Raw genomic sequence first — 19,896 nt, forward strand, 5'->3', positions numbered from 1 at the left:
TCACGCCTCCTTGAACGGGAAGCCCAGAGCGCGCAGCAGCGCCCGGCCCTCATCGTCGGTCTGAGCGGTGGTCACGACGGTGATGTCCATACCGCGCTGACGGTCGACCTTGTCCTGGTCGATCTCGTGGAACATGACCTGCTCGGTCAGACCGAAGGTGTAGTTGCCACGGCCGTCGAACTGCTTGGGCGAGAGGCCGCGGAAGTCACGGATACGCGGCAGCGCCAGCGACACCAGACGGTCCACGAACTCCCACATGCGGTCACCGCGGAGGGTGACGTGGGCACCGATCGGCTGGCCCTCGCGCAGCTTGAACTGCGCGATGGACTTGCGGGCCTTGGTGACGGCCGGCTTCTGACCGGTGATCGCGGTCAGGTCCTTGATGGCACCCTCGATCAGCTTGCTGTCACGGGCGGCCTCGCCGACACCCATGTTGACCACGACCTTGACCAGGCCGGGGATCAGCATGACGTTCTCGTACGAGAACTGCTCGTGCAGCTGACCCTTGACCTCGGAGAGGTACTTCTCCTTGAGGCGGGGGGTCACCTTCTCAACAGTCGTCTCAGACATCAGATGTCCTCACCGGTCCGCTTGGCAACGCGGATCTTGTTGCCCTGGTCGTCAAAGCGGTAGCCGACGCGGGTGACGACCTTCTTGCCGTCCTTCTCCACGACCAGCTGGACGTTGGAGACGTGCACCGGGGCCTCGACGGTCACGATGCCACCCTGGGTGCCGGGGCCCGGCTTGGTGTGCTTCTTGACCCGGTTGACACCCTCGACCAGGACCTTGTTCTCGGCGGGGAGGGCCTGGATGACCTTGCCCTGCTTGCCCTTGTCCTTGCCGGTGATGACCTGGACCAGGTCACCCTTCTTGATCTTCATGCTGTTCGCCATGGGTTAGAGCACCTCCGGCGCCAGCGAGATGATCTTCATGAACTTCTTGTCACGCAGCTCGCGGCCCACCGGGCCGAAGATGCGGGTACCGCGGGGGTCGCCATCGGTGTTCTTGAGAACGACCGCGGCGTTCTCGTCGAAGCGGATGTACGAACCGTCCGGACGGCGGCGCTCCTTGACGGTGCGAACGACGACGCACTTGACGACGTCGCCCTTCTTCACCGAACCGCCGGGGATCGCGTCCTTGACGGTGGCGACGATGACGTCCCCGATACCGGCGTAGCGGCGACCGGAGCCACCGAGAACGCGGATGCAGAGAATCTCCTTGGCACCCGTGTTGTCGGCGACGCGCAGTCGCGACTCCTGCTGGATCACAGCTTTCTCCTGATCGTCAACAAGTGTTGACGGGCCGGCCGCTGCTCACACCCGCGCCCCTGGGGACCTGGTGCACATACGGCCGTACCGCGAACAACCTTGTTACTTGGCCTTCTCGAGGATCTCGACGACGCGCCAGCGCTTCGTCGCGGACAGCGGCCGGGTCTCCATCAGGAGGACACGGTCGCCGACACCGCACGCGTTCTGCTCGTCGTGCGCCTTCAGCTTGTTGGTACGGCGGATGACCTTGCCGTACAGCGCGTGCTTGACGCGGTCCTCGACGGCGACGACGACGGTCTTGTCCATCTTGTCGCTGACGACGAGACCCTCACGGGTCTTGCGGAAACCGCGCGTCTCGTTGGTGTTCTCAGTCATCAGGCGTTCTCCACCGTCTCGATGCCCAGCTCGCGCTCGCGCATCAGGGTGTAGATCCGCGCGATGTCCTTACGGACCAGCCGGAGCCGTCCGTGGTTGTCGAGCTGCCCGGTCGCCGCCTGGAAGCGGAGGTTGAACAGCTCCTCCTTGGCCTCACGGAGCTTGGCAACGAGACCCTCGTTGTCCAGTTCGCGAAGCTCAGCAGCCTTGGTAGCGGCCGACATCAGCTCTCACCGTCCTCGCGCCGAACGATCCGGCACTTCATCGGAAGCTTGTGCGCGGCACGGGTGAGCGCCTCGCGAGCAATCTTCTCGTTCGGGTACGACAGTTCGAACATGACCCGACCCGGGTGCACGTTCGCGATCCACCACTCCGGCGAACCCTTACCGGAACCCATGCGGGTCTCGGCCGGCTTCTTGGTGAGCGGGCGGTCCGGGTAGATGTTGATCCAGACCTTGCCGCCACGACGGATGTGACGGGTGATCGCGATACGAGCGGACTCGATCTGGCGGTTCGTCACGTAGGCCGGGGTCACGGCCTGGATGCCGAACTGGCCGAACGCCAGCTCGGTGCCACCCTTGGCCGCGCCGCGGCGCTTCGGGTGGTGCTGCTTGCGGTGCTTGACCCGACGGGGGATCAGCATTGCGGTCAGGCCTCCGTTCCGGTGTTCTCGGCAGCAGCCGGAGCCTCGACGGCAGCCGGGGCCTGGGCCTCGGCAGCGGCGGGACGACGGCCGCGGCCACCGCGCTCGCCACCACGGCCACCGCGCTCGCCACCGCGGGCGGGACGACCGCCCTCGGGACGGGCCGGGCGGTTGCCGGAGCGGGCGGCGGCGTTCTCAGCGCGGACCTCGGCGATGTTCTTGACGTCGCCCTTGTAGATCCAGACCTTCACGCCGATGCGGCCGAAGGTGGTCTTGGCCTCGAAGAAGCCGTAGTCGACGTTCGCGCGCAGGGTGTGCAGCGGCACACGGCCCTCGCGGTAGAACTCCGAACGGCTCATCTCGGCGCCGCCGAGACGACCGGAGCACTGGACCTTGATGCCCTTGGCGCCGGCCTTCATGGTCGACTGCATGCTCTTGCGCATGGCGCGACGGAAGGAGACGCGGGAGGACAGCTGCTCCGCGACGCCCTGAGCCACGAGCTGGGCGTCCAGCTCGGGGTTCTTGACCTCGAGGATGTTCAGCTGGACCTGCTTGCCGGTCAGCTTCTCCAGGTTGCCCCGGATCTTGTCGGCCTCCGCGCCGCGGCGGCCGATCACGATGCCCGGACGGGCGGTGTGGATGTCCACGCGGACGCGGTCACGGGTGCGCTCGATCTCGACCTTGGAGATGCCGGCGCGCTCCATGCCCTTCGTCATGAGACGCCGGATGGCGACGTCTTCCTTGACGTAGTCCTTGTACAGCTTGTCGGCGTACCAGCGGGACTTGAAGTCCGTGCTGATGCCGAGGCGGAACCCGTGCGGGTTAACCTTCTGGCCCATTACCGGGTCCCTTCCTTGCTGCTGACGACCACGGTGATGTGGCTGGTCCGCTTGCGGATCCGGTAGGCACGGCCCTGGGCGCGCGGACGGAACCGCTTCAGGGTCGGACCCTCGTCAACGTACGCCTCGGAGATGTAGAGGTCGTCCACGTTGGAGTGGTTGTAGTTGTGCGCGGCGTTGGCGATGGCGCTGTTGAGCACCTTGCCGACCGGCACGGTGGCGGCCTGCGGAGCGAAACGCAGGACCGCCTGGGCCTCCGTGGCCGGCAGGCCACGGATGAGGTCCACCACGCGGCGGGCCTTCATGGGCGTGACGCGGATGTACCGCGCCTGGGCCCTGGCTTCCATGGTTGTCCCCTTAATGGAGTAAGTCACTTTGTCGTTCTGGCGCTACAGCTCGCGGAGCAAATCGCGATTAGCGACGCTTCGACTTGCGGTCTTCCTTCACGTGCCCCTTGAAGGTGCGCGTGGGAGCGAACTCGCCGAGCTTGTGGCCGACCATCGACTCGGTGACGAACACCGGGACGTGCTTGCGGCCATCGTGAACCGCGATCGTGTGGCCCAGCATGGCCGGGGAGATCACGGAACGACGGGACCAGGTCTTGATGACGTTCTGCGTGCCCGCCTCGTTCTGCACGTCCACCTTCTTCTGAAGGTGGTCGTCGATGAAGGGGCCCTTCTTGAGACTGCGCGGCATCTGACCTGCTCCTAGCGCTTCTTGTTGGTCTTGCGGCGGCGCACGATGAGGGAGTCCGACGCCTTGTTCGGGCGACGGGTCCGGCCCTCGGGCTTGCCCCACGGCGAGACCGGGTGGCGACCACCGGAGGTCTTACCCTCACCACCACCGTGCGGGTGGTCGATCGGGTTCATGGCCACACCACGCACGGTCGGGCGGACGCCCTTCCAGCGCATACGGCCGGCCTTGCCCCAGTTGATGTTCGACTGCTCGGCGTTGCCGACCTCGCCGACGGTGGCGCGGCAGCGCGCGTCGACCAGGCGGATCTCACCGGAGGGCATGCGCAGGTGCGCCATGCGACCCTCACGGGCGAGCAGCTGAATGCCGGAACCCGCGGAACGGGCCAGCTTGGCGCCACCGCCGGGACGGAGCTCCACCGCGTGGATGGTGGTACCGACCGGGATGTTGCGGAGCGGCAGGTTGTTGCCGGGCTTGATGTCGGCGCCAGCGCCGTTCTCGACCCGGTCACCCTGCGCGATGCCGCGGGGGGCGATGATGTAGCGCTTCTCGCCGTCCGCGTAGTGCAGGAGCGCGATGCGCGCGGTGCGGTTCGGGTCGTACTCGATGTGAGCGACCTTGGCCGGCACGCCGTCCTTGTCGTGACGACGGAAGTCGATCACGCGGTAGGCACGCTTGTGGCCACCACCCTGGTGGCGAGCGGTGATACGACCGGCGTTGTTACGGCCGCCCTTGCTGTGCAGGGGGCGAACCAGCGACTTCTCCGGCGTGGACCGCGTGATTTCGACGAAGTCGGCCACGCTGGAGCCGCGGCGGCCCGGCGTAGTCGGCTTGTACTTGCGGATACCCATTTCTGTCCTCGTCCTTTACGACGATCGCAGTCCCTGACCCCGAGGGTCAGGCGACCGGACCACCGAAGATGTCGATGCGGTTGCCCTCGGCCAGCGTCACGATCGCGCGCTTGGTGTCCTTGCGCTTGCCGAAACCGGTGCGGGAGCGCTTGCGCTTGCCCTGGCGGTTCAGCGTGTTCACGGCCTCGACCTTGACCGAGAAGACCGACTCGACGGCCTGCTTGATCTGGGTCTTGTTGGCACCGGGAGCCACGACGAACGTGTACTTGTTCTCGTCGAGGAGCGAGTAGCTCTTCTCGGAGATAACCGGCTTGATCAGGACGTCACGGGGGTCCGTGAACGTCTTGGAGGTGATCTCGCTCATCAGGCGGCAGTCCCTTCGAGCTCGCCCTCAGCGGCAACGGCCTTGGCGGACGCGGCCGGACCGGCCACGAAACGCTCGAAGGCGGCCTGGGTGAAGACCACATCGTCGGAGACGAGCACGTCGTAGGTGTTCAGCTGGCCGGCGTCCAGGATGTGCACGTTCGGCAGGTTGCGAGCGGACAGGATGCCCAGCTCGTCCTCGCGCTCGACCACCAGGAGGAGGTTCTTGCGCTCGGAGATCTTGCCGAACAGGACCTTGGCGGCCTTGGTCGACGGAGCCTCGGTCGCGGTCACGCCGGTCACGACGTGGATGCGCTCGTGGCGGGCCCGGTCGGTGAGCGCGCTGCGCAGGGCGGCGGCGATCATCTTCTTCGGGGTCCGCTGCGAGTAGTCACGCGGCACGGGACCGTGCACGACGCCACCACCGGCGAACTGCGGCGCGCGGGTCGAGCCCTGGCGGGCGCGACCGGTGCCCTTCTGGCGGTACGGCTTCTTGCCGCCACCGCGGACCTCACCACGACGCTTGACCTTGTGGGTGCCCTGGCGAGCCGCGGCGAGCTGCGCCACGACGACCTGGTGCATCAGCGGAACGCTGACCTTGGCGTCGAAGATCTCGGCGGGCAGCTCGAGGCTGCCGGCCTTGTCGCCGGCCGGCGACAGGATGTCAATGGTGCTCATATCCTTCACAGCCCCTTCGCCGCGGTGCGGACGAGGACGAGGCCGCCGTTCGGACCCGGGATCGCGCCCTTGATGAGCAGCAGACCCTTCTCCGCGTCGACCGCGTGCACGGTCAGGTTCTGGGTGGTCACGCGCTCGTGACCCATCCGACCCGCCATGCGCATGCCCTTGAACACACGACCCGGGGTGGCGCAGCCACCGATGGAGCCGGGCGAACGGTGCTTGCGCTGGGTGCCGTGACCGGCGCCGAGGCCCTTGAAGTTGTGACGCTTCATGACACCGGCGAAGCCCTTGCCCTTGGAGGTGCCGGTCACGTCGACCTTGACACCCGCCTCGAACAGCTCGGCGGTGATCTCCTGGCCCAGGGTGTACTCGGACGCGTCCGCGGTACGGAGCTCGACCAGGTGGCGGCGGGGGGTGACACCGGCCTTGGCGAAGTGGCCCTGGAGGGGCTTGTTCACCTTGCGGGGGTCGATCTCGCCGAAGCCGATCTGGACGGCGTCGTAGCCGGCCGGGCTGTCGGCGGTGTGGACCTGGGTCACGACATTCGGCCCGGCCTTGACGACGGTCACCGGGACGACCCGGTTGTTCTCGTCCCAGACCTGGGTCATGCCGAGCTTCTCGCCCAGGATGCCCTTAATCTGCTTAGCCATCTTCGGTGCGCCTCTCAGAGCTTGATCTCGATGTCGACGCCGGCCGGCAGGTCGAGACGCATCAGCGAGTCAACCGTCTTCGGCGTGGGGTCGAGGATGTCGATCAGACGCTTGTGAGTGCGCATCTCGAAGTGCTCGCGCGAGTCCTTGTACTTGTGCGGCGAGCGGATGACGCAGTAAACGTTCTTCTCAGTGGGCAGCGGCACCGGGCCCGCGACCTGCGCACCAGTCCTGATCACCGTCTCGACGATCTTCTTCGCCGAGGAGTCGATGACCTCGTGGTCGTAGGCCTTGAGCCGGATGCGGATCTTCTGTCCCGCCATGGCTACTTCGTAGTCCTTTGTGTCGTCCGTTGCTGCACGACCCCTCCTCCGACCCCCGCGCTCGGGCGTGTCGCACTCGCGCTTGCAAAAAACCGGCGAACCATCTCGTCGGTTTCGAACTGCTGGGGAGCTGAGGTGGGCCGGGTCGGTACCCCGCACACGCTTCCCGGAAGATTCCCGTACTTTCGCCCCGCAGCTGCCGCGGTGTCGCTTACACACCACTGCACCCACACACAGCACGTGGGCACATGAACGGCCATTCACGGGAACGACGAGTACATGGGACTCGCTTCCGGTCCTCCCGGCGGGAGGCGCGCAGCATCGGTACTCAACCGAGCAACCCGGACATCCTGCCACAGGACGGAGCCGATACGCCAATCGGCCCCCCGACCGCTCGCGCGGTCGGGGGGCCGGGGGCCGGTCGGGCGGTCGGATCAGTCCCGGCGCCAGAGCACGAAGCCGCTCTCCGGCTTGGAGACCGCCACGTGCCAGCCCTTCGGAGCGGCGGGCCAACTCTCCTCGGGCTTCTTGTCCTTGTCCCACTGCGCCGTCACCACGGCGGTCGCCTCGGCGGGCACCTGGTCCTTGCCGGTGACCAGGTCGCGGGTCCAGGTCCGGCCGTCGAGGAGCATGAACGGCATGGTCATCCGGACCTCCCAGCGGAAGCTCCAGTCCATCGCCAGCTTCTCCTTGGGCGTGACCTGCGCCTCGTTCATCCAGCCGGTCGCGTCGCCCGAGCGCCAGGCGGTGTTCGGGTGGACCACCGAGTCGGTGATCCGCGTGGTGGCGTAGCCGGCGAAGCCCGCCAGCAGCACGCCGACCAGTCCGGTGACCAGTGCCACCCGCGGGCCGGCCTTGGCCAGCAGCCGGACGCCGACCACCAGCAGCAGCACCAGCACCGCCGTGCCGGCCGTCCGCCAGGCGTGGAAGCCGCTCCACTCGCCGCCGGTCAGGGTGTTGAGGAAGGTCGCGTCCGGGAGCGTCCAGAGGATGAACTTGGAGCGCCGGAACTCGCCGTTCGCCAGCAGCAGCAGCACCTCGGTGTGCAGCAGGACCAGCGCGGCGCTGGCCGCGCCCAGGTAGAGCAGCTTCTTCCAGGGCAGGTGGTAGAGCAGCGCCGCGGCCACCACGAAGTACACCGGCACCAGCAGCGACAGGTAGCGGGCGTAGACGATGGTGTCGATGCGGTGGTCGTTGGGCAGGCCGGCGGCGGCGGCGAGGGCCACGCCGAACAGCAGGGCGACCATCAGGAAGGCGACCACCCGGTTCGCCACCGGCTGGCTGCGGCGGAAGACCACCACCGCGCAGGCCACCGCGACCAGCATGCCCAGGCCCCAGGTGCAGGTGACGAAGTACCAGAGGTGGCCGACGGTGCGCAGCAGCGTGCGGTGCATCAGGTCGGGCTTGGTCAGCGAGTCGAACACCGCGTTGCCGACCGCGCTGGGGTGGGTGTTCGGTATGTGCGCCACGACGTAGCTGGTCATCAGCGTCTTCGCGACGAACATCACCACGATGCCGCCCAGCGCGGTGGCGGTGGCGATCCGCGGCGCCCAGCGGAAGACCAGGGCGGCCACCAGGACCACGCCGGTCACCGCCACGACCACGCCACCGCGGTCGTGGACCAGCATCATGTAGCCGCCGGACAGGCCGCCCATCAGGCCGAACAGGAGGCGGCGGCGGACGGCGCCCTCGCTCATCAGCCCGTGGATGCCGATCAGCCAGGCCAGCACCAGCGCGGGCAGCGGGGTGTCGGCCATCGCGTACTGCGAGTAGAAGACGGCCGGCGGGAGCAGCACGGCGCCGGTGGCGAAGACGTAGGAGAGCACCCGGGGCAGGCCCAGCCGGCGCAGCGCCCAGAACGCGAGCGGCAGCACCAGGCAGCTGAGCAGGGCGTTGATGACCATCATCAACTGGTAGGCGCGCACCGGGTCGTGGGTGATCCACAGCGCGGGCGAGATCAGCAGCGGGTAGCCGCCGGGGATGACCTCGTCGCCGGGGATCTCGGTGGGCTGCAGCCCGGCCAGCGTCCGGGCGATGACCAGGTACATCGGCTCGTCGGGCAGGACGACGGGGTAGTCCTGCCCGCGGTCCAGCCAGAGCCGGAAGAACACGTGCCCCACGTAGCTGAGGGCCAGCACGGCGGCGACGGCCCAGCGGGACCGCCACCACAGCGGTGCCCCGTCCGGCTGCGGCGGGTCTTCTCGGTCGACTCCCGTGCCGGGGGCCACTTCAGTCATGACTCGTCATTTCTCTATGGGGCAGCGCGCGGCGGACGGGCCTCCCGTCCGCCGGGCCCTCGGTTCCGCCCTGGGCTCAGTGCTGGCCGGCGAGCCGGTTGCGCGTCTTGCGGGTCTTGCGGCCCGGGGCGATCGCCTTGAGGTGCTTGGGCATCCGGCGGATCATCGCGAGCAGCAGCACCAGGCCGGCCCGGGCCAGGTAGACGGTGGCCTTGACCGGGGAGGCGCTGGGGGTGCCGGTGGTCCGCTCGCGCATGGAGACCGGGACCTGGCGGATCACGAAGCCGCAGCGGGCCGCGCCGACCATGCTCTCGATGGTGTCGCCGAGGTACTCGACCGGGTACCAGTGCGCGAAGAACTCGATCAGCTGCTTGTTCGAGGCGCGGAAGCCGGAGGTGGTGTCGGTGAGCTTGGTGCGGGTGATCCGGGACAGCACCACGGACAGCAGGCCCATCGCCCACTTGCGCGGGCCGCGCACGGTGTAGTTGCCCTGGCCGGCGAAGCGGGCGCCGATCACCAGGTCGGCTTCCTTGAGCTTCTCCAGCATCACCGGGACGTACGACGGGTCGTGCTGGCCGTCGGAGTCGATCTGGATGGCGACGTCGTAGCCGTGCAGGTGCGCGTAGCGGTAGCCCAGGCGCATCGCGCCGCCGACCCCGAGGTTGTACGGGAGCTGGGCGACCGGCGAGCCGTACTCGGTGGCGACGGCGGCGGTGCGGTCGGTGGAGCCGTCGTCCACCACCAGGGTGTCGGCACCGGGCAGGACCGTGCGGATCTCCTTCAGCACCCCGGGGAGGCCGTCCTGCTCGTTCCAGGCGGGCAGGATGATGAGGACGCGCTTGCCGTCGATCATGAGTACACCTCGGAGCCGTCGGTGGTCGCCGTCGCCGTGTTCTGCTTGCCGGCCGGGTAGCCGTGGTGCTGGACCAGGTGGGAGCGCAGCAGCGCCACCTCCTCGGCCAGGCTGCGGGTCTCGGCCTCCAGGCGGCTGGCCTCCCAGCTGAGGTGCAGGCAGACCATCAGGACCAGGACGAAGCCCAGGAAGAGGACCAGGCTGACACCGGAGGCGATGCCGAGGCGGCTGGCGGTGGAGTCCAGCAGGGCCGGGAAGAAGCCGAGCGGGGCCACCGCGACGCCGATGGCCAACCAGATCACCGCGTACTTCTCCCGCAGCTGCTGACGCCTCAGCATTTCGAGGATGTACAACAGCATCAGCACGCCGGTGATCGAGGTGATGATCGTTAGTCGCACGACAAGATTCGCCTTTCAGTGACGGCGGGGACGGCGATCACCGACACGTGCTCCGCCATGTCGAGAAAACGCCTCGCACCTACCGCGTGTAGCGGTCCGAGGTACCGGGTACTGCCGGTGCAGGGTGCCGTTCGTCGGCGGCGTGCACGGCGGCTCGGCGCTGCCCGTGGGAGAGCGAACGAATCAGCGACCAAAGCATGCCAGCCGCGCTGACCGCAGCACCAGCCAGGTAGCCGAATTCTGCCCGCAGCTCCGCCTGACCGGGCAACAGCGTCACCACCGCCAGGACAACAGTGCCGGCCAGCCAGGAGAAGAGCTGCTGAAGGTGCCGGTCGACCGACAGCAGGGCTTGGCCGAAGACGGTGGCGAGCATGAAGAAGAGCGTCCCCGTGACCAGCAGGAGGAAGTCGGTGCGGTCCAGCACCGGGGCCGCGTTGAAGGCCAGTCCGATCAGCTCCGGTCCGAACAGCACCGCCGGGACGCCGGCCACTCCGCACATCCCGGCCACGATCGCGCCCGTACGGGTGAGCGTGCGGCGGAATTCCGCGTGGTCGCCGACCGCGGCGGCCCCGGAGAGCGCCGAGACCAGCGAGGCCTGGATCGCGGCGTACGCGAACAACGGTACCCGGGCCAGCACCACGGCGTTCAGCAGCGCGGAGACCAGGTCGTTGTCGTCCGGCGTGAGGAGCTTCACGCTGACCACGGCGGCGTTGACCATCAGCTGGGACAGCAGGGTCGAACCGGTGAGCATGCCGACCCCGCGCACCACGCCGGCCCAGCTCGGCGGCGGGCCGCTGCGGCGGTCGGCGAACACGCCGCGCAGGCCGATCAGCGAGGCGGCGAACGGCGCGACCACCAGGATCAGGCTGAACGCCAGGGCCGAGTGCAGGCCGAACAGCGGGAGCAGCGCGGCCAGCAGGATCCGCAGGCCGCCGTCGACGGCGAGCTGGCGGCCGTACGGCTTGAAGCGGCCGAGGCCGGCCAGCACGCCGCGGACCGCGGAGCTGACGGCGAGGCCGATCATCGCGCCGCCCAGGCCGACGACCAGGCCGATGTTGCCGGAGAACAGCGCGTCGGCGATCGGGCGGGCGGCGGCGGCGATCACCGCGAGCACCACGGCCAGCACGGCGCCGGTGAACAGCAGCACCCGGCGGAAGGTCGGCAGCGGGCCCAGGCCGACCGCGTCGCGGGTGGACACCAGCCGGTTGAGCTCCAGCTCGACCGGGGTGAAGAGGCCGTAGCCGACGGACATGACCACGGTCCACAGCACCGAGATCCCCGCCATCTGGCTCTTGTCCAGGCTGTAGCCGGCCAGGGCGAGGTAGATGTACGAGGAGGCACCGAGGACCACGGTGCCCCCGGCGACCAGGCGGACGCCGGGGGGCAGGGCGCTGAACACCTTGCCGATCGGATTGCTCACGGGTTCGAGGCCTTCCCCGGACTCAGCTCGGGAGACCGGTGCGGGCCTTGAGCGGCTCCCACCAGGCGCGGTTGTCGCGGTACCAGGCGATGGTGGCGGCGAGGCCCTCCTCGAAGGCGACCTGCGGGGCGTAGCCGAGCTCCTCGCTGATCTTGCCGATGTCCAGCGAGTAGCGCAGGTCGTGGCCCTTGCGGTCGGCGACCGGCTCGACCGAGGACCAGTCCGCGCCGGCCGCCTGCAGCAGCAGTTCGGTGAGCTCCTTGTTGGTCAGCTCGGTGCCGCCGCCGATGTTGTAGACCTCGCCGGCCCGGCCCTTGCGCATGGCCAGCTCGATGCCGCGGCAGTGGTCGGAGACGTGCAGCCAGTCGCGGATGTTGCCGCCGCTGCCGTACAGCGGGACCTTCTTGCCGTCCAGCAGGTTCGTGGTGAACAGCGGGATGACCTTCTCCGGGAACTGGTAGTGCCCGTAGTTGTTGGAGCAGCGGGTGACCACCACGTCCATGCCGTGGGTGCGGTGGTAGGCCAGCGCGAGCAGGTCCGAGCCCGCCTTGGAGGCGGAGTACGGGGAGTTCGGCGCGAGCGGCCACTCCTCGGTCCAGGAGCCCTCGTCGATGGAGCCGTAGACCTCGTCGGTGGAGACGTGGACGAAGCGGGCCACGCCGTGCTTGCGGGCCGCGTCGAGCAGCACCTGGGTGCCGACCACGTTGGTCAGCACGAACGGGCCGGCGCCGGCGATCGAGCGGTCGACGTGCGACTCGGCGGCGAAGTGGACCACCACGTCGTGACCGGGCATGACCTGGTCGACGGCCTCGGGGTCGCAGATGTCGCCGCGGACGAAGGCGTACCCGGGGTGGGCGGCCACCGGAGCGAGGTTGGCCTCGACGCCCGAGTAGGTCAGCTTGTCGAAGACCGTGATGCGAGCCGTTTCGTCAGCACCGAGCAGCTGACGGACGAACTCCGAACCGATGAACCCGGCGCCGCCGGTGACGAGGATGCGCATAGTGCCAGGATCCTACAGGCCGTGGGGGGCGCCTCCCTCCGGGGCCGGTGTCCCCCGTTCCGGGCGCGCACTAAGCTGCGGGCATGCGTGGAATCCTCCTGGCCGGCGGCACCGGCTCGCGACTGTGGCCCTTGACACAGGCCGTCTCCAAACAGCTCCTCCCGGTCTTCGACAAGCCGATGATCTACTACCCGCTCTCCACCCTGGTGATGGCGGGCATCAGCGAGATCATGATCATCACCACTCCCCAGGACCAGGAGCAGTTCCAGCGCCTGCTGGGCGACGGGTCCCACCTCGGCCTGCGCCTGGAGTACAAGGTGCAGGAGCGCCCCGAGGGGATCGCCCAGGCCTTCGTGCTGGCGGCGGACTTCATCGGCGACCAGTCGGTGGCCCTGATCCTGGGCGACAACATCTTCCACGGCAGCGGCCTGGGCACCCGGCTCGCGCAGCACACCGAGCCGGTCGGCGGCCGGGTCTTCGCCTACCCGGTGGCCGACCCGACCGCGTACGGCGTGGTCGAGTTCGACGCGGACGGCAAGGTCACCTCGATCGAGGAGAAGCCCGAGACCCCGAAGTCGCGCTACGCGGTGCCGGGCCTCTACTTCTACGACAACCAGGTCGTGAAGATCGCCGAGAACCTGCGGCCGAGCGCCCGCGGCGAGTTGGAGATCACCGCGGTCAACGACGCGTACCTGCGGCGCGGCGAGCTCCAGGTCACCATCCTCGACCGGGGCACCGCCTGGCTGGACACCGGCACCTTCGTCTCGATGGTGCAGGCCTCCGAGTTCGTCCGGGTCATCGAGGAGCGGCAGGGCTTCAAGATCGGCTGCGTCGAGGAGACCGCCTGGCGGGCCGGCCTGATCGACGACGCCCGGCTGCGGGCGCTGGCCGAGCCGCTGCGCAAGAGCGGCTACGGTGACTACCTGCTTGGGCTTCTGGAAGAGGAGAACGGTCGATGAAGATCCGCGAACTGGGCATCTCGGGCGCCTTCGAGGTGACCTCCCCGCAGCACGGCGACTCCCGCGGGCTGTTCATGGAGTGGTACCGCTTCGACCGCCTCGCGGAGGCCGTCGGCCACCCGCTGCGACTGGCCCAGGGCAACCTCTCGGTGTCCGCCCGGGGCGTGGTGCGCGGCATCCACTTCGCCGACGTGCCGCCGAGCCAGGCCAAGTACGTGACCTGCGTGCGCGGCGCCGTGCTCGACGTGATCGTCGACCTCCGGGTGGGCTCCCCCACCTTCGGCCGGTGGGAGGGCGTCCGGCTGGACGACGTCGACCGCCGCGCGGTCTACATCTCCGAGGGCCTGGGCCACGGCTTCTGCGCGCTGAGCGACGACGCGACGCTGTCGTACATCTGCTCCGAGACCTTCAACCCGACCGCCGAGCACGCGATCAACCCGCTCGACCCGGACCTCGCCATCGAGTGGCCGGCCGAGGCGCCGGTCTTCTCCGACCGCGACAAGGCCGCCCCCTCGCTCGCCGAGGCCCAGGCGTCCGGCCTGCTGCCCGACTACGCGGCCTGCCAGGAGTTCTACGCGAGCCTCCGCAGCGCCTGATCCGCACCCTCCGCGCATCCGTGCACCAGGGCCCGTCCCGGCCGCCACCGGGGCGGGCCCCCGCGTTTCGAACGGGCGATCGGCCCTCCGGGGCCTCGGTATGATGACGCGGCCGGATCCGTCTTTCCCAGGGCGGCCCTACGAGCACCGGATGCGCCTCCTCATGACCACGCTGGATATCTTGCTGCCGTACTACGGCGACGTCTCCCTGCTGCAGACCACGGTGCGCAGCATCCTCGCGCAGGAGGACCCCGCCTGGCGGCTGACCGTCGTCGACGACGGCAAGGAGCCCGGCGTGCCGGAGTGGTTCGCGGGGCTGGGCGACGACCGGGTCACCTACCTGCGCAACGAGGTCAACCTCGGCATCACCGCCAACTACCGCAAGTGCCTGGGCCTGATCGAGCACGAGTACGCGGTCATGATGGGCCCGGACGACATCATGCTGCCGAACTACGTCGGGACCGTCCGGGCCGCACTGGCCGCCCACCCGGGCGCCACCCTGGTGCAGCCCGGCGTCGAGGTGATCGACAGCGACGGCCAGGTCTCCACCACCATGGTCGACGAGGCCAAGCGCCGGCTGTACGCGCCGAAGTTCTCCGGCCGCAAGCTGATGGACGGCGAGGAGCTGGCCGCCAGCCTGCTGCGCGGCAACTGGCTGTACTTCCCCTCGCTGGTCTGGCGCACCGACAAGGTCCGCTCGTTCGGCTTCCGCGACGACGCGGAGATCATCCAGGACCTCGCCCTGGTCATCGACCTGCTGATGGACGGCGGCACGATGGTGCTCGACGACACCCTCTGCTTCCAGTACCGGCGCCACTCCTCCAGCGCCTCCTCGCGCACCGCGCTGGACGGCACCCGCTTCGTCGAGGCCCGCCGCTACTTCGTGAAGGTCGCCGACGAGCTGGACGCGCTCGGCTGGCCGCGGGCCGCGAAGGCCTCCCGCCGGCACACCTCCTCCCGCCTGCACGCGCTGACCCTGGTGCCGGAGGCGCTGAAGGCCGGCGAGCGCGGCGGCGCCAAGACCCTCATCAAGTACGCGGCCACCCGCGGCACGAGCCAGGACCGCTGAACGCCGCACCCCGCACCCACCCCTCGATCGGAGCGATCCGCATGACCGAAGCCCGCAAGACCGTCGCCGTCCTCGGTGGCACCGGCACCCTCGGGCGGGTGCTGTGCTCCGCGTTCGTCGCGCAGGGCTACGACGTGCTCAGCGTGGCCCGCAGCGAGCCCGCCGTGCCGACGGCCGGCCGTTTCGTCCGGCTCGACCCGAGCTCCGCCCCGGTGGCGGAGATCACCGGGTTCCTCGACCGCGAGGGCGTCTCGCTGGTGGTCAACGCGGCGGGCAGCCCGTGGGGCCTGTCCGAGGAGCAGATGCAGGTCACCTACGTGGGGCTGGTCGAGCAGCTGCTGCAGGCGATCCCCGCGATGGCCGTCCCGGCCCGGCTGATCCACCTCGGCAGCGTGCACGAGGCCGGCCTGGCCCCGGTCGGCGTCAGCCAGCGGGAGGACGGCCCGGTCAACCCGGTCAACCCGTACGGCCGGCTCAAGCTGGTCGCCACCGAGCTGGTGGTGAAGGCCGTCGAGGCCGGCACCGTGGACGGCGTGGTGCTGCGCCTGGCGCACTCGCTCGGCGCGGGCCAGGCCAACAACAGCCTGCTGGGCGTCATCACCAACCAGCTGGACGCGGCCCGGCAGGCCGGCGAGACCGCGCGGCTGTCGCTGCAGCCGCTGGCCGCCAAGCGGGACTTCATCAACATCGAGGACACCGCGGACGCGATCGTCGCCGCCGCCCGGCCGACCAGCAGCCCGCTGATCCACATCGGCACCGGCGAGGCGACCACCGCCCGCGCCGCCGTCGAGGCGCTGATCGAGGTCAGCGGCGTGCCGGTGGAGATCACCGAGGTGCCGGCGCCCGGCGACGGCGGCCCGGAGACCGAGTGGCAGCAGATGGACATCTCGATCGCCCGCGCGGAACTCGGCTGGGAGCCCAAGCGCACCATCCGCGCCGCCGTCGAGGCGATGTGGCTGGCCAAGGTGAACGCGCCGGAGGAGCAGTACAGCACCCCCGTGCAGTGACCTGACGGCGGGTGCGCGGAAGGGGTCGGCCCCGGGAACCAGGAGGTTCCCGGGGCCGACCCCTTTCCCCGGTGCCGCGCGGCCCGGGAAAGGGAGGAGCCCCCGGCGGACGACGCGCGTCCACCGGGGGCTCCCCGCTGACCAGGGGTCAGATCGTCACATTACTTGACGATCTTGGTGACCTGGCCGGCGCCGACGGTGCGGCCACCCTCACGGATGGCGAACTTGAGGCCCTCCTCCATGGCGACGGGCTGGATCAGCGCGACGGTCATGGCGGTGTTGTCGCCCGGCATGACCATCTCGGTGCCCTCGGGGAGGGTCACGACGCCGGTCACGTCGGTGGTGCGGAAGTAGAACTGCGGACGGTAGTTGTTGAAGAAGGGGGTGTGACGGCCACCCTCGTCCTTCGACAGGATGTAGGCCTGGGCCTCGAAGTCGGTGTGCGGGGTGACCGAACCCGGCTTGATGATGACCTGGCCGCGCTCGACGTCCTCGCGCTTGATGCCGCGGAGCAGCAGACCGACGTTCTCACCGGCCTGGCCCTCGTCGAGCAGCTTGCGGAACATCTCGATACCGGTGACCGTGGTGGTGGTCTTGGTGGTCTTGATGCCGATGATGTCGACGGTCTCGTTGACCTTGAGGATGCCGCGCTCGATGCGGCCGGTGACGACGGTGCCACGACCGGTGATCGTGAAGACGTCCTCGATCGGCATCAGGAACGGCTGGTCGGTGAGGCGGGCCGGGGTCGGGATGGCCTCGTCGACGGCGTGCATCAGGCCGAGGAGCTTCTCGCCCCACTCCTTGTCGCCCTCGAGCGCCTTCAGCGCCGAGACACGGACGACCGGCAGGTCGTCGCCCGGGAACTCGTACTCGGAGAGGAGCTCGCGGACCTCGAGCTCGACGAGCTCCAGGATCTCCTCGTCGTCCACCATGTCGGCCTTGTTCAGGGCGACGACGATGTAGGGGACGCCGACCTGGCGGGCCAGGAGGACGTGCTCCTTGGTCTGCGGCATCGGGCCGTCGGTGGCGGCGACGACGAGGATCGCACCGTCCATCTGGGCCGCACCGGTGATCATGTTCTTGATGTAGTCCGCGTGACCCGGGCAGTCGACGTGGGCGTAGTGACGCGCCTCGGTCTGGTACTCGACGTGCGCGATGGAGATGGTGATACCGCGCTGACGCTCCTCCGGCGCCTTGTCGATCTGGTCGAACGGCGTGAAGGGGTTGATGTCCGGGTACGCGTCGTGCAGCACCTTGGTGATGGCCGCGGTCAGCGTGGTCTTACCGTGGTCGATGTGACCGATGGTGCCGATGTTGACGTGGGGCTTCGTCCGCTCGAACTTCGCCTTCGCCACTGCAGTCCTCCTGAGGACAGTTCTGTACGCCGTACGACGTCAGTTGGTCTGGATCGGGTTTTTGGTAACGGGGCGCTGGTGTCGCGCCCCGTAGCCGTCCCGCGGGTGGGGGTGCCGGAGGGCTCCCGGGCGGAACCCGGACGGGTTGCGTCCGGGTGCCCTCCTTCTAGCCTAAAGGGTCTGATTCATCCCGATTACCGGGACGTCACTCGCCCTTGGCCTTGGCGATGATGTCGTCCGCCACGTTCCGCGGAACCTCGGCGTACGAGTCGAACTGCATCGAGTAGCTCGCGCGACCAGAGGTCTTGCTGCGCAGGTCACCGACGTAGCCGAACATCTCGGAGAGCGGCACCAGCGCCTTGACGACGCGGGCACCGTGACGCTCCTCCATGGCCCGGATCTGGCCACGGCGGGAGTTGATGTCGCCGATCACGTCGCCCATGTAGTCCTCGGGGGTGGTGACCTCGACGGCCATCATCGGCTCGAGCAGAGCCGGCGACGCCTTCTTGGCACCTTCCTTGAACGCCATGGAACCGGCGATCTTGAACGCCAGCTCGGACGAGTCGACGTCGTGCGACGCGCCGTCGAGCAGGCTGACGCGGACGCCCTGGAGCGGGTAGCCGGCGAGCACGCCGAACTCCATGGCCTCCTGGCAACCGGCGTCGACCGAGGGGATGTACTCCTTCGGAACGCGGCCACCGGTGACCTTGTTCACGAACTCGTAGCCCTCGCCGGACTCCAGCGGCTCGATCGCGATCTGGATCTTCGCGAACTGGCCGGAACCACCGGTCTGCTTCTTGTGCGTGTAGTCGATGCGCTCGACGGCCTTGCGGATCGTCTCGCGGTACGCCACCTGCGGCTTGCCGACGTTGGCCTCGACCTTGAACTCGCGGCGCATGCGGTCGACCAGCACCTCGAGGTGCAGCTCGCCCATGCCGGCGATGATCGTCTGGCCGGTCTCCTCGTCGGTGTTGACCTGGAAGGACGGGTCCTCCTCGGCCAGGCGCTGGATGGCGACACCCAGCTTCTCCTGGTCGCCCTTGGACTTGGGCTCGATCGCGACGCGGATGACCGGGGCCGGGAAGTCCATGGACTCCAGGATGACCGGCTGCTTCTCGTCGGACAGCGTCTCACCGGTGGTGGTCTGCTTGAGGCCCATGACGGCGATGATGTCGCCGGCGCCCACCGAGTCGATCTCCTCACGCTTGTTCGCGTGCATGCGGTAGATCTTGCCGATGCGCTCCTTCTTGCCCTTGACGGAGTTCAGCACCGAGGTGCCGGACTCCAGGCGGCCGGAGTACACGCGGACGAAGGTGAGCTTGCCCAGGTGCGGGTCCGACATGATCTTGAACGCGAGCGCGGCGAGCGGCTCGTCGTCCGAGGCCTGGCGGACGATCTTCTCGTCGGGGTTGTTCGGCTTGGTGCCCTCGATGCCCTCGATGTCGAGGGGCGACGGCAGGTACTTCACAACCGCGTCGAGCAGGGGCTGGACGCCCTTGTTCTTGAAGGCCGAGCCGCAGAAGATCGGGGTGAAGTCCGAGTTCAGCGTGCCCTTGCGGATCGCGGCGACCAGCAGCTCCTCGGGGATGTCCTCGCCCTCCAGGGCGAGCTCCATCACCTCGTCGCTGACGTTCGACACGGTGTCGATCAGGGCCTCGCGGTACTCCGCGGCCTGCTCGGCGAGGTCGGCCGGGATGTCGACGGTGTCGTACATCTCGCCCTTGGGCGCGTCGGCCGAGTAGACCAGGGCCTTCATCTTCACCAGGTCGACGACGCCGGTGAAGTCGGCCTCGGCACCGATCGGCAGCTGCATGACCAGCGGGGTGGCGCCGAGGCGGTCCACGATGGTCTGCACGCAGAAGAAGAAGTTGGCGCCCGTGCGGTCCAGCTTGTTGATGAAGCAGATGCGCGGGACGCCGTAGCGGTCAGCCTGCCGCCACACGGTCTCGGACTGGGGCTCGACACCGGCGACGCCGTCGAACACCGTCACGCCACCGTCGAGCACGCGCAGCGAGCGCTCCACCTCGACGGTGAAGTCGACGTGGCCCGGGGTGTCGATGATGTTGATGGTGTTGTCGACGCCGTCGAGGGTCCAGTGACAGGTCGTCGCGGCCGACGTGATGGTGATGCCGCGCTCCTGCTCCTGCTCCATCCAGTCCATCGTGGCAGCGCCGTCGTGGACCTCACCGATCTTGTACGAGACACCGGTGTAGAACAGGATCCGCTCGGTGGTGGTGGTCTTGCCCGCGTCGATGTGCGCCATGATCCCGATGTTGCGGACCTTGGCGAGGTCAAGGGAGGTTGCAGCCATGGTGG

At 68.7% G+C, this 19,896-nt stretch carries 25 protein-coding genes; 4 read left to right on the plus strand and 21 right to left on the minus strand.

The features are described from left to right. The 19 genes from rplE to rfbB form a co-directional block, all read right to left on the minus strand. Nucleotides 1-570, minus strand: a complete 570-nt coding sequence (rplE, locus tag ACZ3J7_RS23510) for a 50S ribosomal protein L5 (RefSeq protein WP_030457412.1) — start codon at nt 568-570, stop codon at nt 1-3. Next, on the minus strand, nt 570-881 hold the full coding sequence (gene rplX / locus ACZ3J7_RS23515; protein WP_270151185.1) for a 50S ribosomal protein L24: 312 nt from the start codon (nt 879-881) through the stop codon (nt 570-572). The genes rplE and rplX overlap by 1 nt, the downstream gene beginning before the upstream one ends. A gap of 15 nt (nt 882-896) precedes the next feature. Further along, nucleotides 897-1,268: a 50S ribosomal protein L14 gene (gene rplN, locus ACZ3J7_RS23520; protein ID WP_030300391.1), complete on the minus strand. Its 372-nt coding sequence runs from the start codon at nt 1,266-1,268 to the stop codon at nt 897-899. Nucleotides 1,269-1,370: 102 nt separating this feature from the next. Next, entirely contained in the window at nt 1,371-1,643 is a 273-nt protein-coding gene (gene rpsQ, locus ACZ3J7_RS23525) for a 30S ribosomal protein S17 (protein WP_014136278.1), read from the minus strand. Beyond that, complete coding sequence (gene rpmC / locus ACZ3J7_RS23530; RefSeq protein ID WP_014136279.1) at nt 1,643-1,867, minus strand: 50S ribosomal protein L29; 225 nt, start codon at nt 1,865-1,867, stop codon at nt 1,643-1,645. The genes rpsQ and rpmC overlap by 1 nt, the downstream gene beginning before the upstream one ends. Continuing rightward, nucleotides 1,867-2,286, minus strand: coding sequence for a 50S ribosomal protein L16 (gene rplP / locus ACZ3J7_RS23535; protein WP_030457415.1), 420 nt, complete (start codon nt 2,284-2,286; stop codon nt 1,867-1,869). Before rplP ends, rpmC begins: the two co-directional genes overlap by 1 nt. A gap of 5 nt (nt 2,287-2,291) precedes the next feature. Further along, entirely contained in the window at nt 2,292-3,125 is an 834-nt protein-coding gene (gene rpsC, locus ACZ3J7_RS23540) for a 30S ribosomal protein S3 (protein ID WP_400714206.1), read from the minus strand. After that, nucleotides 3,125-3,472 (minus strand): 50S ribosomal protein L22, encoded by a 348-nt coding sequence (gene rplV / locus ACZ3J7_RS23545; protein WP_014136282.1) that lies wholly within the window; start codon nt 3,470-3,472, stop codon nt 3,125-3,127. The genes rpsC and rplV overlap by 1 nt, the downstream gene beginning before the upstream one ends. Before the next feature lie 67 nt (nt 3,473-3,539). After that, the gene (gene rpsS, locus ACZ3J7_RS23550; protein WP_014136283.1) at nt 3,540-3,821 is read right to left on the minus strand and encodes a 30S ribosomal protein S19; all 282 of its coding nucleotides are present in this window, start codon (nt 3,819-3,821) and stop codon (nt 3,540-3,542) included. 11 nt (nt 3,822-3,832) lie between these two features. Next, nucleotides 3,833-4,669: a 50S ribosomal protein L2 gene (rplB, locus tag ACZ3J7_RS23555; protein WP_344552032.1), complete on the minus strand. Its 837-nt coding sequence runs from the start codon at nt 4,667-4,669 to the stop codon at nt 3,833-3,835. Nucleotides 4,670-4,715: 46 nt separating this feature from the next. Further along, a complete protein-coding gene (rplW, locus tag ACZ3J7_RS23560; RefSeq protein WP_030457419.1) occupies nt 4,716-5,033 on the minus strand; it encodes a 50S ribosomal protein L23 in 318 nt (105 codons plus the stop codon). Next, complete coding sequence (gene rplD / locus ACZ3J7_RS23565) at nt 5,033-5,710, minus strand: 50S ribosomal protein L4 (RefSeq protein ID WP_014136286.1); 678 nt, start codon at nt 5,708-5,710, stop codon at nt 5,033-5,035. Before rplD ends, rplW begins: the two co-directional genes overlap by 1 nt. A gap of 5 nt (nt 5,711-5,715) precedes the next feature. Continuing rightward, on the minus strand, nt 5,716-6,363 hold the full coding sequence (gene rplC, locus ACZ3J7_RS23570) for a 50S ribosomal protein L3 (protein ID WP_014136287.1): 648 nt from the start codon (nt 6,361-6,363) through the stop codon (nt 5,716-5,718). A gap of 14 nt (nt 6,364-6,377) precedes the next feature. Beyond that, on the minus strand, nt 6,378-6,686 hold the full coding sequence (rpsJ, locus tag ACZ3J7_RS23575; RefSeq protein ID WP_012785157.1) for a 30S ribosomal protein S10: 309 nt from the start codon (nt 6,684-6,686) through the stop codon (nt 6,378-6,380). Between the two features lie 434 nt (nt 6,687-7,120). Then, the gene (locus tag ACZ3J7_RS23580; protein WP_465624379.1) at nt 7,121-8,923 is read right to left on the minus strand and encodes a hypothetical protein; all 1,803 of its coding nucleotides are present in this window, start codon (nt 8,921-8,923) and stop codon (nt 7,121-7,123) included. 76 nt (nt 8,924-8,999) lie between these two features. Then, complete coding sequence (locus ACZ3J7_RS23585; RefSeq protein WP_465624381.1) at nt 9,000-9,776, minus strand: glycosyltransferase family 2 protein; 777 nt, start codon at nt 9,774-9,776, stop codon at nt 9,000-9,002. Further along, nucleotides 9,773-10,174, minus strand: a complete 402-nt coding sequence (locus ACZ3J7_RS23590; RefSeq protein WP_465624383.1) for a DUF2304 family protein — start codon at nt 10,172-10,174, stop codon at nt 9,773-9,775. The genes ACZ3J7_RS23585 and ACZ3J7_RS23590 overlap by 4 nt, the downstream gene beginning before the upstream one ends. 79 nt (nt 10,175-10,253) lie before the next feature. Beyond that, a complete protein-coding gene (locus tag ACZ3J7_RS23595) occupies nt 10,254-11,594 on the minus strand; it encodes an MATE family efflux transporter (RefSeq protein WP_465624385.1) in 1,341 nt (446 codons plus the stop codon). A 22-nt stretch (nt 11,595-11,616) separates the two neighbouring features. Then, complete coding sequence (gene rfbB, locus ACZ3J7_RS23600) at nt 11,617-12,594, minus strand: dTDP-glucose 4,6-dehydratase (protein WP_465624387.1); 978 nt, start codon at nt 12,592-12,594, stop codon at nt 11,617-11,619. 83 nt (nt 12,595-12,677) lie between these two features. Between rfbB and rfbA the strand changes: the two genes are divergently transcribed. The 4 genes from rfbA (at nt 12,678) to ACZ3J7_RS23620 (ending at nt 16,225) form a co-directional block, all read left to right on the plus strand. Beyond that, nucleotides 12,678-13,553, plus strand: coding sequence for a glucose-1-phosphate thymidylyltransferase RfbA (gene rfbA / locus ACZ3J7_RS23605; protein ID WP_465624389.1), 876 nt, complete (start codon nt 12,678-12,680; stop codon nt 13,551-13,553). Continuing rightward, a complete protein-coding gene (gene rfbC / locus ACZ3J7_RS23610) occupies nt 13,550-14,149 on the plus strand; it encodes a dTDP-4-dehydrorhamnose 3,5-epimerase (RefSeq protein WP_465624391.1) in 600 nt (199 codons plus the stop codon). Before rfbA ends, rfbC begins: the two co-directional genes overlap by 4 nt. Before the next feature lie 163 nt (nt 14,150-14,312). After that, on the plus strand, nt 14,313-15,218 hold the full coding sequence (locus tag ACZ3J7_RS23615; protein WP_465624393.1) for a glycosyltransferase family 2 protein: 906 nt from the start codon (nt 14,313-14,315) through the stop codon (nt 15,216-15,218). 41 nt (nt 15,219-15,259) lie between these two features. Further along, entirely contained in the window at nt 15,260-16,225 is a 966-nt protein-coding gene (locus tag ACZ3J7_RS23620) for an NAD-dependent epimerase/dehydratase family protein (RefSeq protein ID WP_465624395.1), read from the plus strand. 161 nt (nt 16,226-16,386) lie between these two features. On the opposite strand, the gene tuf is transcribed toward ACZ3J7_RS23620, so the two are convergent. Both tuf and fusA read right to left on the minus strand, forming a co-directional pair. Next, entirely contained in the window at nt 16,387-17,580 is a 1,194-nt protein-coding gene (tuf, locus tag ACZ3J7_RS23625) for an elongation factor Tu (protein ID WP_030457430.1), read from the minus strand. A gap of 205 nt (nt 17,581-17,785) precedes the next feature. Continuing rightward, nucleotides 17,786-19,891: an elongation factor G gene (gene fusA, locus ACZ3J7_RS23630; protein ID WP_465624398.1), complete on the minus strand. Its 2,106-nt coding sequence runs from the start codon at nt 19,889-19,891 to the stop codon at nt 17,786-17,788. Nucleotides 19,892-19,896: the final 5 nt, after the last annotated feature.

Source organism: Kitasatospora sp. NPDC015121 (genome assembly GCF_055562955.1).

Bases quoted from the DNA above. Each gene is read 5' to 3' on its own strand.
- rplE (WP_030457412.1), bottom strand. From the start codon at position 570: ATGTCTGAGACGACTGTTGAGAAGGTGACCCCCCGCCTCAAGGAGAAG.
- rplX (WP_270151185.1), bottom strand. From the start codon at position 881: ATGAAGATCAAGAAGGGTGACCTGGTCCAGGTCATCACCGGCAAGGAC.
- rpsQ (WP_014136278.1), bottom strand. From the start codon at position 1,643: ATGACTGAGAACACCAACGAGACGCGCGGTTTCCGCAAGACCCGTGAG.
- rpmC (WP_014136279.1), bottom strand. From the start codon at position 1,867: ATGTCGGCCGCTACCAAGGCTGCTGAGCTTCGCGAACTGGACAACGAG.
- rplP (WP_030457415.1), bottom strand. From the start codon at position 2,286: ATGCTGATCCCCCGTCGGGTCAAGCACCGCAAGCAGCACCACCCGAAG.
- rpsC (WP_400714206.1), bottom strand. From the start codon at position 3,125: ATGGGCCAGAAGGTTAACCCGCACGGGTTCCGCCTCGGCATCAGCACG.
- rplV (WP_014136282.1), bottom strand. From the start codon at position 3,472: ATGGAAGCCAGGGCCCAGGCGCGGTACATCCGCGTCACGCCCATGAAG.
- rpsS (WP_014136283.1), bottom strand. From the start codon at position 3,821: ATGCCGCGCAGTCTCAAGAAGGGCCCCTTCATCGACGACCACCTTCAG.
- rplB (WP_344552032.1), bottom strand. From the start codon at position 4,669: ATGGGTATCCGCAAGTACAAGCCGACTACGCCGGGCCGCCGCGGCTCC.
- rplW (WP_030457419.1), bottom strand. From the start codon at position 5,033: ATGAGCGAGATCACCTCCAAGACGTTCACGGACCCCCGTGACGTCCTG.
- rplD (WP_014136286.1), bottom strand. From the start codon at position 5,710: ATGAGCACCATTGACATCCTGTCGCCGGCCGGCGACAAGGCCGGCAGC.
- rplC (WP_014136287.1), bottom strand. From the start codon at position 6,363: ATGGCTAAGCAGATTAAGGGCATCCTGGGCGAGAAGCTCGGCATGACC.
- rpsJ (WP_012785157.1), bottom strand. From the start codon at position 6,686: ATGGCGGGACAGAAGATCCGCATCCGGCTCAAGGCCTACGACCACGAG.
- ACZ3J7_RS23580 (WP_465624379.1), bottom strand. From the start codon at position 8,923: ATGACTGAAGTGGCCCCCGGCACGGGAGTCGACCGAGAAGACCCGCCG.
- ACZ3J7_RS23585 (WP_465624381.1), bottom strand. From the start codon at position 9,776: ATGATCGACGGCAAGCGCGTCCTCATCATCCTGCCCGCCTGGAACGAG.
- rfbB (WP_465624387.1), bottom strand. From the start codon at position 12,594: ATGCGCATCCTCGTCACCGGCGGCGCCGGGTTCATCGGTTCGGAGTTC.
- rfbA (WP_465624389.1), top strand. From the start codon at position 12,678: ATGCGTGGAATCCTCCTGGCCGGCGGCACCGGCTCGCGACTGTGGCCC.
- rfbC (WP_465624391.1), top strand. From the start codon at position 13,550: ATGAAGATCCGCGAACTGGGCATCTCGGGCGCCTTCGAGGTGACCTCC.
- ACZ3J7_RS23615 (WP_465624393.1), top strand. From the start codon at position 14,313: ATGACCACGCTGGATATCTTGCTGCCGTACTACGGCGACGTCTCCCTG.
- ACZ3J7_RS23620 (WP_465624395.1), top strand. From the start codon at position 15,260: ATGACCGAAGCCCGCAAGACCGTCGCCGTCCTCGGTGGCACCGGCACC.
- fusA (WP_465624398.1), bottom strand. From the start codon at position 19,891: ATGGCTGCAACCTCCCTTGACCTCGCCAAGGTCCGCAACATCGGGATC.